Here is an 11,386-nt window from a genome sequence, read left to right on the forward strand (position 1 = left end):
CGCAAGTATGGCGCAATCATTGCCACTTGTGTACCCGATAGCGAACGATTAACGTGAAGTGAGGTGCAACCTGAAAAGGCTAGCACTCTGCCCGATCAGCCAGGCGCGGAACACGGCCACAGCCTAACCCGTCGCCGACTCAGGAGGTGGTTTTATGCGATGCTCACCTGATCAATCTAACGCGAATGTGATCGACCTTTTCACTGGCAAACCGCTCTTAGAAGCGCAACGCGAACGCTTTATTCGCATTTCCCCTGAACTCGATGGCCTAGAAATGCTCTACGCCAACGATACCGACAAACAAAAGTTATTTAGCTTAAAGATCTTGTGTTGGGCGCTGCGTGAAAACGGCGAGGTTGTTGGGCTAGTGCCCTGGCTCGACAAAATCATCGCCTGCCCCGATATCGACGACCCACTCAACGGCAAATTTGAGGGGTATTATGATCCCGGTCTTGAAGACATCTTCTTTGATGCCCCCATTCACAAGGTGGTAGAGCTGGAATCGGCTGCGGAATACTACGAAAGCAGCGCAGAAACGCCCGACGCCATCGTGCAGGAAATCCCAGACACCATTGGCACCCACGCCGTGCTCTCTGAGCGGGGATCTCACAGCATGACGCTGTCAGAGGTTGTGAGCTGGCGACTCTACTTTGATGGACACATTAGCGGCATGCTGGTGGATCCCGACAAAGTGGCGAGCACGCCAGTCTTGCCCGGCGACGACTGTTTGTTTACCGCAGAGGACTGCCCCATCTTTCGCTACTATTTTCAGCATCAAATCGCCAACAAAATTAAAGCCCAAGACCCAGAGGCCATAGCCGCCATTTCTGCATTGGTGGACGATGGCGGCTAGTGCATGCATGGCTAGTACGCGAGTCTTAGGCGCTTGTGGTATTGCGCTAGGCCTTCACCAACAAATAGAAATAGCTATCGCCAACGATGGCTTTTTCTTCCAGCTCATGCCCCAAAAACTGGCAAAATTTGGGGATATCTCGCTCGGTTGAAGGGTCAGTGGCAATAACCAATACTCGCTCGCCTGCGACAGCTTTGCGCATCACATTGTGCAGCATCATTACAGGTTCTGGGCAAAAGAGCCCGCTCGCGTCCAACTCATGCTGTGCACGCTGTTTAAACTGATTCAATTGATCCACTGTTAGTCCAATCCCATTGCGGCGCTTGAAATCCCGTGAGGCTCACCGTTTAATGGATCGCTTATCCATTACACGCACCTGTAGAGTCACACTATGATACACGTTTTAATTGAGCGGCTAATTGCCGATGACATGGAACAAACCTACGAGCAAGCGGCCCGCTCCACCCTGCACCAAGCATTTTCTGCGCCCGGTTTCATTCGTGGCGAAGCGTTTACCGACATCAACAACCCCATGCATCGCTTCATCGTGTGTAAGTTTCGTACAGCGCGTGACTGGCACCAATGGGCAGAGAGCGACGCTCGCCGACTCATGATGAACCTTATTTACCCGGCACTGGCCGAACCAGAAAAGGTCACGCTGCTAGAAAACTAACGGGTGTTTACCGCGCGCCGTCACACCGTGTGGCCATGACCGTGATCTCTTCGCGGTCATGGTACAACTGACGCGCACGCAACCTAATTGGACGGCCCGCATCTGCACACGTTTGCTCTAATCGCTCCAACAGTTTTTGCACTTCCTGGTAGCGTTGTTTCATGGGCAGCTTTAAATTAAAAATAGCTTGCTGACAAAAGCCCTCGGTAAACCAGCGCGCAACCATGGCCGCCACTCGCGCAGGCTTGTCGACGATATCGCACACCAACCAATCCACGGGCTTGCGCGGCTCAAATTGAAAACCGTCGGCTTGATGGTGGGTCACCTGACCCGTTTCCATCAAAGCAGGTTGCATAGGGCCATTATCTACCGCTTCTACAAACATCCCCCGCTGAACCAATAACCATGTCCAACCGCCGGGCGCCGCGCCCAAGTCCACGGCCCGCTGGCTGCCACGCAGTTGATTGTCCCATTCGTCGCGGGGAATAAACTGATGCCAGGCCTCCTCAAGCTTCAGGGTTGCACGGCTGGGCGACTCCTTTGGTAGCTTGAGTCGCGGTATCCCCATCGCCCAAGGCGAGCTGTTAGCGATGGGGCTGATACCCACATAAGCCGTGTCCGTTTGAGTAAACAGCACGTGCAAATTGAAGGTGGACTTAGCGCGCTGCACTTGGCGTTTTTCGAGCATTCGCTGGAGCGGATTGGCAAATTTTTTCGCCAAGCCCGACAACTCCTTGCCTTCGTTGGTGTCCACCGTCTCCATCACTAAACCGCGGGTGTGCGGCAGTTGGGCGATCTCTGCCATGATGGGCGTCAATCGATCCGCCACCGGCAACGCCGTCAAGGCATCGCCGCACACAAACCACTGCCGCGTAAAAATGAGGCGCCTAAAGTCCAAGTTGGCAATGAGTTGCTCAACATTATCTGCGACAAATAGGACGTGCGCGGTGTGCGCCTTGGCCTTGGCGTAACCGTAGATACCTTGCTCGGCGGCGAGATCGGTAATTTCCGCAGCACACTCACCTTCGAAGCCGCCGCGACAATGTAAAAATAATTGATTCATAAGTTACTCAGTCAGTGATCCGGGCTTCAATAAATTGGGCGGCAGCATCGATGGCCGCCGCCATGTGGCCTTCATGGCTATGGCCCGAGCGCTTTCTCGGCTTTAAGTCGTGGTCGCCGTCCGGCAACCAGCAAATCGACACGCGCTTATCTATGGCAATTGATTCAAATGCCTGGCGATCGCCAAGTGCATCGCGATCCCCCTGCACCACCAGCAGATCATTGTCTCGCTGCTGAAGTGGCGCTAGGCGTAACCGTTCGGGTTTACCCGCTGGATGCAGTGGGAAGCCGAACGCCAGCGTTGCGCAGATAGCTGGAGAGGACAGCATAGCCGCGGCGCGCCCGCCCATGGATTTCCCTCCGACAAAGAGCGGCAAGTCCTGCCCCTGCCATCTATCCACGCGCTCACCAAAATGCGCCACAATTGCCGCAATGGGGTTCGGTGGACGCCGCTTACCGGTGAGCCGTCGTTCGGCCATATAGGGAAATTCAAAGCGCACCACTTCAATACCCTTTCGACTGAGGCCCTCGGCAACCATGGTCATAAAGTCGCTGTCCATGGGCGCCCCCGCGCCGTGGGCTAACAACAAGCGCGCCATGGGCCGCTCTGCATAATTGACCAGGCAGTCGTGTCTATTGCGCATCGTCATAAAATAGCTAACAAAAAAAGAGAGGCATTATAGCCTCTCTTTGGGTCGGGATCTTACCGTAATTGACCTGTTAACACAGACCGGGTCTGTCAATCAGGCGCTTGAGCCTGCAACTGCTCCACCTGTTGTTGATAGGTTTCACGGGTCATCAGGTTGGCCTGCTCCGCCCCCAGGTCGTAAACAATCAACACCTGCTTGCGGCGTAATTGCTCGCGCAGCTGAGTCACTTTGGTGGCCAAATCCACCTCCTGCTCACCGTAATCAGTCCCATCGCGGGTTACGAATTCTTCGATCAACGCTTGCAATGTTTCTGGTGGCAACTGCTCGGGTGGAATGACAATCATCGCCGCTACTCTGGCTTGCGGAATTTCAATGTCATGCGATCACTTTCACCGATAGCTAAGTATTTATCGCGATCCTCATCCTGCAGCGCCAAGGTGGGCGGAAGCGTCCAAACACCGCGCGGATGATCTTTTGTGTCTTTGCTATTCGCGTTAATTTCGCTGCGCGCCTCGAGCACAAATCCCGCGCTTTCAGCTAAACGAATCACCTCAGCCTCAGTGACATAGCCCGAGCTCTTCATCGTCGCTAAACTTGTGCCAGGCTTGGCCCGGTGCTCGACAACACCCAATACACCGCCCTTTTTCAACAGCGCGTAAAAGGCTGCGAAGGCCTGTTCGCCGTCACCTGATTTCATCCAATTGTGCACATTGCGGAAAGTGAGTACTTGGTCGGCCTTGCCTACAGGTCCCATCGCGGAGGGTGTACCGACAATGAATTCAGTGACTTTCACTTGGTCGAATACAGCGGGGTTCGCAGCCAGTTTTTCCAAGAACCCTTGGCGCGAGCGTTGATAGTATCCAACGTCCGTTTTGGCGGGAAAATGAGCGGCGTACAACATACCTTCATTGCGCACATAGGGCGCCAAGATATCGGTGTACCAACCACCGCCGGGCGTTATTTCGACCACGGTATGCGATGGCTGCACACCGAAAAATGCCAAAGTTTCCGCGGGATGGCGGGCTTGATCGCGCTTCACTGCAGCCTCGGACCGATGGTCTCCCTGCAATACAGGGTTCCAATCGCCCGCTACAACGAGGCCAGCACAGGCCCACAGCAGTAGTGCAGAACAGGTTTTGAATACATTCTTAGTCATCTATCGCCCCTCTCAGTAAGTTGGAGTCTTAAACCGGCATACAGTAAAACCGTTCGCCGCGCGCAAGTCAAAGCCCTGAATTGTGGTTCAGCTTGAGGTACACTCAAACTATCTGTTTGAGGACTTAGACAATGAAACAACACTTAATCGTCACCGTCATCGCCAAAGATCGCCCGGGCGTTGTCGAAACGCTGGCGGCGGTGATTTGCCAGCACGATGGCAACTGGGAAGAGAGCCGCATGGTAAATTTATGTGGCAAATTCAGTGGGTTGATTCTGATCACCGTCGAAGACGAGAAGCTGGATGCACTTAAAACAGACCTCGCTGGGCTCAGCGATAAGGGTATCCGCACGCTAGTAGACCTAGCGGAAAACACGGAAGACATGCAAACGCTGCGGGAAATTCGATTTAACCTGGTGGGCAATGATCGCCCTGGCATTGTCCGTGAGGTGGCGCAAGCATTGGCGGCGCGCAACATCAACGTTGAAGAGCTGGCAACCGATTACTCCAGCATGCCGTGGTCGGGCGAACCGCTCTTTGAGGCCAACGGGATATTGCAGATTCCGGCAGACAGCGATCTCGATGAACTGGCGGATAAACTTGACCAGATCGCCGATGAACTGGCGGTAGATATCGAATTAGAAATCCCAGAGCCCACCGTTACACACTGAGAGCACGCGGGGTTCAAGCAACCCCGCCACCTCCTGAGGACTCTTATTCGCTATAACCGCTCGCGCCAAAAAATAATCCGGTCGTGTCCCCGATAGTTTTCGAAATTGATGGTAAAGCGCGGCAACTGCGTATCGCCGTAGTTGCCATCACCATCCCAATCAAAGCGTAAATGCGGGTAGTTAGCGAGGTTCACCTCCACGGGGTAACTGCCAGTAACGCCCGTGGCGCCATAGGCAACCCCCGCAAAGCCCTGACAGAAACCCACTTCAGACGCGGTCATGCACGTTTGACTGCCCAGCGGGTCGGAAAAATCAAACACCGAATCTACGCCGCCCTGCGACACCGTCACGGTTTGCGCGCCGGCGTTTACGCTGGTGGTGGCACCCACAAAATTAATCTGACTAAACGCCAGCTGCGAGCAATTGTCATCCGTCGCCCGGACAAATTGCGCACCGTTGTAATACTCGGTTTGCCAAAACATGGGAATACTGGCCGACTCAGGCCCAAAGGCATCTTTGGCCCGCAAGCGGCCATAACGCTGTATCGATCCGCCCAGCAACCCGTGGTCGTCTACGCTATCGCCATCAACATCTAGGTCTAGCGATGCGGTTGCCAAGGTTACGCCATCGGTGTCCTGTGGAATCACGCCCAATGCCAAATCGGTAATCGGTCCGTCCGGTGCGGTACTGAGTTGCCGCGTAAACGTGACGGGATCTAACACCACACTGCCCACCCCCGCACTCCAACTGACCGTGGTAACCAAGCCCGCTAAGCGAGCAGACAGGTCTTGGGCATTGCCGCGGGCGCCGTAATTAAATGTACCGGAGCCACCGCCCAACTTGGCAAAAGCACCGGCATAGTTGGTTGTGGTTGTGGGCGCTGGCCGACCATTCAGTGCCGTCAATTGATAATCGGCAACAAATGGCTGTTCCATATAGCTAAACGTGTCGCACGCTTCCGTCACACTGCCGGCAGTTAATGCAAAGCTGGCTGGATAAAAACGTCCAACATAGCTCGAACCGATTATTTTCTGCGTGCGCGCCGACCCCATGGCTAAGTAATCACCATCCAAAACCAGACTATTAATTTCTATAGCACCCACTTCAGCAAAAAAAACGTTTCCACTGGTGCCGACTCCGCTGGAAAAGCTCGCAATTTGACGGCCATCGCTGGGGGAGTCCCCATTACCCAAACCCGGATCGGCACCGCCCAGCGGTGCAATTAAAGTTGCTGAAAGCTGCACCCCCTCTGTGGGACTTTCTTGACCAAAACTTGCCGCGACAGTGTTGTCCGATAAAATTGCGCCAGTGCTTGGGTTACCATCGGCGTGACCATCCGCAATGCCGTCATCATTGCCATCGTCAGAGGCAGACCAGAGCACAGCGCGCGCTGTGACATTGAAGTTTTGCCCTGCGGGAATAAATGCAGGCCCAGTTGCCGTCACCCCTGCGGGATTGCCCGCTGCCTGAATATCCAGCGCAAACGGCCGGACAATTAACGTAGAGGTGGCACCCAGGATAGCCTGGTCGGAAAATCCACTGGCATCGTCGCTTACGTCAATCCGATACTTGCCAACGTCAGTGGTCAGCAACTCAAAATTCGCCGTGCCGGCAACAAATGGGAAGGTGACATTAGCACTCGCGGGTGAGCTGTTTGGTAAACCAAATACGCCGCTGCCTGTGCGCACACTGGGGGCAGCGCCGCTGGGGTCATCCGGTATCACGCGGGTTACCCACATTTTGATGGCGCCCACATTGTAATTAGTTGCCACACTGCAATCGCCCGAAGATGGGTCTCGCCGCCACATGTCGATTCGAAAATTGTGATCCCGACCACCCACAATATCTGCCGCCAACGCATCAGTATTTTGGATATCAAAGGCATTTTCCGAAAACCCGAGCAGGCTACTCGTGGTACTAACGCCCGCGGTAGCATCCGAAACAGTTATGGTTAACTGTTCAGCATGCTGGTTATTCAAAAATACAGCGATGGCGCCACCATCGTTGACACCTGCAAAGGTATACCCGGCAGCGCCACTGTCATTGGCACCGGGCGCCAACGCGTTAGTGGGAGGATCACCGCTCGGTGTGCCGCCTTCGGTAGCCGACCAGTCACCGTGCGCAGTGCTGGTAGATATTGAAACTGTACCGCTATAGTCAGCTAACACTGCGCCATTAGTATCAAATGCCGTAATCGAAATTTCCTTAGCCGCACAAACACTAGCAACACCGCCGCCAACATCTATCTGAAAACTACCTAACGTAGCAGAAAATGGACAGGGATGGGTCCTCATGCGAACGACATTAATCTGTGCTTGATTTAGCGCGCTATTAAATATATTAACTTCGTCTAGCGCACCCCAATAGTCGTAGGCCGGGCTAGTGGTATGAGCACCAATAAATATTGGATAGCTAGAACTATTTATATTTCGATTTTGATATGTGACTGCGACCCATACGCCATCAATATAAATGTCTTGTCGACCCCGTGTAAATGTTACCGCTATGTGCTGCCAAACATTCAGCTGTACTGAATTTGTTCCTGTATTTGTAAGATAACTATTGCCACCACTGCGCCAATACCATCTGATACGGGCACTACTATCCAAATATATCGCCATACCATCGGTGGAATAGCCTAACCCTTTGGATAAGATTGTATGGAGGTTACCTCCGGTTGGTAATGCACTGGGTTTAATCCATGCGCTCCAGGTTAAACTAGATGAATTAAAAACATTATTGTGCTCAATGCGCAGATAGCCATTGTTATAGCCCCCTTGAAAAACCGGATATCGACAAGTGCCGGGATCGCCCACAATGGCAGCATTTACATCAAACTTATCAGGGAAAGGATTGCCATTTTCCGATATGGCCCTGCCATTTAATCCGTACGGGCCAGAATCCAATACCTCACCAGCGATGCCGGACCAAGGATCCGATTCAAATTGATATTCTGCAATTGGTGTTTGTGCCGTAACTCGATACGAAAACAATAAAAAAGTCAGAAATAAAAATAAATTTATCGTTTTCATCGCATAAACGCCGAGACTTCAACGGAGCGCTGAGAGCTAATTGCGGCATCGCCACACTGTGCTGCACTTGAGATAACATAATAGCTTGTGGTATTTGACGGATCTGTACTCACGCTGCAACTTAATTGCGTTTGACAGTTATTGAGCCCCGATGTAGAAAACGAAAGAGACTGGCCGTGCACTGCATTACAACCTGCATCCACTTGTGCACGTGTCAAGGTGGCAGAAGTATCATAAAACATTCGATTCATACCCCACTGCGCGCCAGTGTCCGCTGCATAAAAAGCTTGAATAGACACAATCGACTGCACCGCACTATTGGTTGTTTGCGCGACGTTTCTGGAAATCGCCAATGCAAGCCCGCCCATGACCACAATAATAAAGATCGCCAGCGGCATCAAAAACCCTCGTTGGCCGCTAATCGATGTCATTTTCGACTGCAGGTAAACGCGTTTAGGGTACATTGCGCAATTGCACCTGATGAGAAATATTCATTGATTCACCATTTCGCGTCACAGAAAAATCGATTCCAATCAACGTATTTCGGGTTTCGGTTGCCGGCGATAAATTAAACGTGGGGGACCCGGCTACAATATCGTCGCCCATCAATGCGCTATCTCCACCCGGATCGCCATCGGATACCACACCAGTTATCAACCCATAATTGCTGTAATGCACCATTTGTCCACCCACGGCACAAAATCTCTCTGGGCTCTCCAGCACATACACCCTTTCATTCACAGAATTTCGAACAAATCGATGGGGCGCCGACAGATTGATCTGATTGATAGGACTGCCGGAGGTGCTAGCCACTGTCGTGCGCGAGGCCGTAGTACTGGTTGTATAAACTTCCGCAGCCGACATGGCCCCTACCGCCACATGCACAGCGCCACCCAAGGATAGGCTAAAGGGGGAGGTAGCGATTGCACTGGTGGCCGGGGCACCGTTGTTTGTATCGGGCAATGGGTCAAAATAATTCGCGCCCCCGGTAATCTGCATGAATTCAAGACACTGCCCCGAAGCGCTCACGCGCACGGAATATGGCAAAGCTATGTGCAGCTGCCTAGAAATGCGTTCCACGATAGCGCGGCTCCTCGCCACCAGTGTGCTGCGCTCTACCGTTTGATTATAGGATTCGAAAGAACTTACCACAAAGCCGCTGCCCATAGCCGCGATAATGGCAAACACAACCATCACGACAATCAACTCCACCAAGGTAAATCCGCGGCTCATTAAAAATTCACCTTATAAGTTGCCAGCTGCACGGTTTCGCCATTAGGCAAACTCACCACGACGGTTATGCGCCGCGCCTGATCGGCCGCGAGCCCCAAATCTGCGCCCGCATTTACCACCGTAGTTGCCACACTATAACCGGCCACAGCGGTATCCACTTGGCCATTGAAGTCACCCACGTCGTCATAGCCGGCATCGGCTGAAATACCTGCACATGCACTCGCCCCCGGCTCTGCAGATCCGCATGCCGGCACACCGCCCGTCGGGGTATTTTCATCAAATTTACGGGCCAGTACTTCATCGAGCTTGGACTGTGCCAGTTCGAGACCGGTAATTTGAACAATCGGATCAACGCTATTGATCACCGATTGATTGAACACTTTAATAAAGGCGACCAATGCAATGCTGACAACCACAATGAACACAATGAGTTCGATGAGTGAAACCCCTCGCTGACATTCACGCATTGTCATCGTTGCACTACCTCGCATAGCCCGCCGCCGACACCGTTACGTTGATCGTTTCACTGCCTGCTGTTAACGCCAGTGTGGTGGCACTCGTCTCGCCCAATCGATTAAAGTTTAGCGTCACCGCGGGCGACAAGCTCACCCCCTGCCTTAGCGACAGCGGGAAATTGAAGGCGCTGCTTGAGGCCGGCGCGCCGTTGATATTTACAGAAATACTGGTAGACGTTGCAACAAAAGTAACACTGCCTGCTTGATCCATGGCAGTTTGTTGAGCCAATCGCAACGCAGACACCACATCATCGCGACTACCCAAGAGCGCCGCATCGGTGGCACTGAAAAACCGTGAAGTGACCGTTGCGCTGACAATCCCGATCAACAGCAACACCGCGATAAGTTCAATGAGTGTAAAACCCAAAGTAAAATGCCGCCCAGAGGCGGCATTAACAGCATGTAGTCGAAGCAAATTAGTGCACCCCGTTATGGGACACTGTGCACTTTTGCTATCGCAGACTGGCCACCCCGAGTGATAGTGCAGTCCGTTGCGACACCGGTTACAGTGCCCACAGGTCCGCCGGTCACCGTATAGCCGGCCGGCAACCCGTCTTCTAATAATCCAGTAATCGCCGCCGCACACGTTGCGCCAGACGTCGTAAAGTGTTTAGCCGTGGTACCCAGGGCCGTTGTTGCCTGATAGGACGCGAGATTAAGGGAAGACGAACTGGAGATTCCCCCCGCGACCCCTTGCGTACCCGCAGTCGCAGCTTCATCCTGCAAGTTAATAAACTTTGGCACCGCAGTCGCTGCCAGAATCCCCAAAATGACTATCACCGCGATAAGCTCAATCAGGGTAAAACCAGATTGCATTTTATTCATGGAAAATCTCCGTTACATTCAACATCTAATTGGTAATACAAAAAGTCATAAGCTCGTGGTTTTTATTACTTAATAATCAAAACCATCTCTGTAACCCTATTCTTTAATCGCGAGCAAACTAGCCATCTAAAAACTGCAATCCTTTTCTCAAGCATAGGATAAAAAATTATAATTTCCACAGTTTACATTAGAGAAACTGGAGGATTACTCGCCGCTCACAACCGAAACCTGCCCGCTTATCACATCGTAATCGAAATAGCGCATAACGCGAGCTTGCCCATATCGTATATATCGGCAGCTCGTGGATGTACTTAAATACACTTGGAGCTTTTTTGAGGGTTTTAACTCCCTCTCTGCGATTTGAATATCACCCGGCGTTCGCATAATGGCATTCCAGACCTCCATACACCCTTGAGCAGTGAGTAGGCCACGGCTTAGCACTCTATTGGTGTGCGTTGGCCAACCAAATTTATTCACATAGATAGACGTATCTTCGAGCATAATCGCCGCCGATTCGTTATTACTCGCTGGCAGGTAATTGCCACCTTTTATAACCCAAGCCCAATGAATAAGACCGACTGCCGATGCAAAGACTTGCGCTTGGGTCTGCATACTGGCAGCCCATGCCGCATCAATAATTCTGGAGAAATGGCGAAACCCCGCACCTGCAACAATCGCAATGACTAGCAGCACGATCACCATTTCAAACAAGCCGT

15 protein-coding genes and 1 pseudogene are annotated in these 11,386 nt (G+C 52.4%); 3 read left to right on the top strand and 13 right to left on the bottom strand.

Annotation, left to right across the window (positions count from 1 at the left end; all coding sequences use genetic code 11):
• Positions 1-154: 154 nt before the first annotated feature.
• On the top strand, positions 155-853 hold the full coding sequence (locus FHS30_RS09550; protein ID WP_183910199.1) for a hypothetical protein: 699 nt from the start codon (positions 155-157) through the stop codon (positions 851-853).
• Between the two features lie 46 nt (positions 854-899).
• On the opposite strand, the gene tusA is transcribed toward FHS30_RS09550, so the two are convergent.
• Positions 900-1,142, bottom strand: coding sequence for a sulfurtransferase TusA (tusA, locus tag FHS30_RS09555; RefSeq protein WP_183910296.1), 243 nt, complete (start codon positions 1,140-1,142; stop codon positions 900-902).
• Positions 1,143-1,244: 102 nt separating this feature from the next.
• Between tusA and FHS30_RS09560 the strand changes: the two genes are divergently transcribed.
• Positions 1,245-1,526: an antibiotic biosynthesis monooxygenase family protein gene (locus FHS30_RS09560; RefSeq protein ID WP_183910200.1), complete on the top strand. Its 282-nt coding sequence runs from the start codon at positions 1,245-1,247 to the stop codon at positions 1,524-1,526.
• Between the two features lie 7 nt (positions 1,527-1,533).
• Here the strand turns inward: FHS30_RS09560 and rlmM are convergent, their stop codons facing one another.
• The 4 genes from rlmM to FHS30_RS09580 all read right to left on the bottom strand — a co-directional run bounded on the left by rlmM (position 1,534) and on the right by FHS30_RS09580 (position 4,394).
• A complete protein-coding gene (gene rlmM / locus FHS30_RS09565) occupies positions 1,534-2,589 on the bottom strand; it encodes a 23S rRNA (cytidine(2498)-2'-O)-methyltransferase RlmM (RefSeq protein ID WP_183910201.1) in 1,056 nt (351 codons plus the stop codon).
• A gap of 7 nt (positions 2,590-2,596) precedes the next feature.
• The gene (locus FHS30_RS09570; protein WP_183910202.1) at positions 2,597-3,187 is read right to left on the bottom strand and encodes an alpha/beta family hydrolase; all 591 of its coding nucleotides are present in this window, start codon (positions 3,185-3,187) and stop codon (positions 2,597-2,599) included.
• A gap of 140 nt (positions 3,188-3,327) precedes the next feature.
• Entirely contained in the window at positions 3,328-3,582 is a 255-nt protein-coding gene (locus FHS30_RS09575; protein ID WP_221197216.1) for a YheU family protein, read from the bottom strand.
• A gap of 5 nt (positions 3,583-3,587) precedes the next feature.
• Entirely contained in the window at positions 3,588-4,394 is an 807-nt protein-coding gene (locus tag FHS30_RS09580; RefSeq protein WP_183910203.1) for a class I SAM-dependent methyltransferase, read from the bottom strand.
• Between the two features lie 131 nt (positions 4,395-4,525).
• Here FHS30_RS09580 and FHS30_RS09585 point away from each other — a divergent pair, with 131 nt between their 5' ends.
• Positions 4,526-5,065 (top strand): glycine cleavage system transcriptional repressor, encoded by a 540-nt coding sequence (locus tag FHS30_RS09585; protein ID WP_183910204.1) that lies wholly within the window; start codon positions 4,526-4,528, stop codon positions 5,063-5,065.
• 50 nt (positions 5,066-5,115) lie between these two features.
• Here FHS30_RS09585 and FHS30_RS09590 read toward each other — a convergent pair whose 3' ends face one another.
• The 8 genes and pseudogenes from FHS30_RS09590 to FHS30_RS09620 all read right to left on the bottom strand — a co-directional run bounded on the left by FHS30_RS09590 (position 5,116) and on the right by FHS30_RS09620 (position 11,381).
• The gene (locus FHS30_RS09590) at positions 5,116-7,359 is read right to left on the bottom strand and encodes a DUF6701 domain-containing protein (RefSeq protein ID WP_246341230.1); all 2,244 of its coding nucleotides are present in this window, start codon (positions 7,357-7,359) and stop codon (positions 5,116-5,118) included.
• A gap of 21 nt (positions 7,360-7,380) precedes the next feature.
• Positions 7,381-8,097, bottom strand: a pseudogene (locus FHS30_RS17450) (LamG domain-containing protein); the annotation flags it as partial.
• Positions 8,094-8,495: a hypothetical protein gene (locus FHS30_RS09595; protein WP_183910206.1), complete on the bottom strand. Its 402-nt coding sequence runs from the start codon at positions 8,493-8,495 to the stop codon at positions 8,094-8,096. The pseudogene FHS30_RS17450 and the gene FHS30_RS09595, both read right to left, overlap by 4 nt.
• Positions 8,496-8,550: 55 nt before the next feature.
• On the bottom strand, positions 8,551-9,330 hold the full coding sequence (locus tag FHS30_RS09600; protein ID WP_183910207.1) for a PulJ/GspJ family protein: 780 nt from the start codon (positions 9,328-9,330) through the stop codon (positions 8,551-8,553).
• The gene (locus tag FHS30_RS09605) at positions 9,330-9,803 is read right to left on the bottom strand and encodes a type IV pilus modification PilV family protein (RefSeq protein WP_246341231.1); all 474 of its coding nucleotides are present in this window, start codon (positions 9,801-9,803) and stop codon (positions 9,330-9,332) included. Before FHS30_RS09605 ends, FHS30_RS09600 begins: the two co-directional genes overlap by 1 nt.
• Before the next feature lie 7 nt (positions 9,804-9,810).
• Entirely contained in the window at positions 9,811-10,212 is a 402-nt protein-coding gene (locus FHS30_RS09610; protein ID WP_183910208.1) for a type II secretion system protein, read from the bottom strand.
• A gap of 62 nt (positions 10,213-10,274) precedes the next feature.
• The gene (locus FHS30_RS17295; protein WP_183910209.1) at positions 10,275-10,670 is read right to left on the bottom strand and encodes a prepilin-type N-terminal cleavage/methylation domain-containing protein; all 396 of its coding nucleotides are present in this window, start codon (positions 10,668-10,670) and stop codon (positions 10,275-10,277) included.
• A 204-nt stretch (positions 10,671-10,874) separates the two neighbouring features.
• Complete coding sequence (locus FHS30_RS09620) at positions 10,875-11,381, bottom strand: type II secretion system protein (RefSeq protein WP_183910210.1); 507 nt, start codon at positions 11,379-11,381, stop codon at positions 10,875-10,877.
• Between the last annotated feature and the right edge of the window lie 5 nt (positions 11,382-11,386).

Source organism: Simiduia aestuariiviva (genome assembly GCF_014192475.1).
GTDB lineage: Bacteria > Pseudomonadota > Gammaproteobacteria > Pseudomonadales > Cellvibrionaceae > Simiduia > Simiduia aestuariiviva.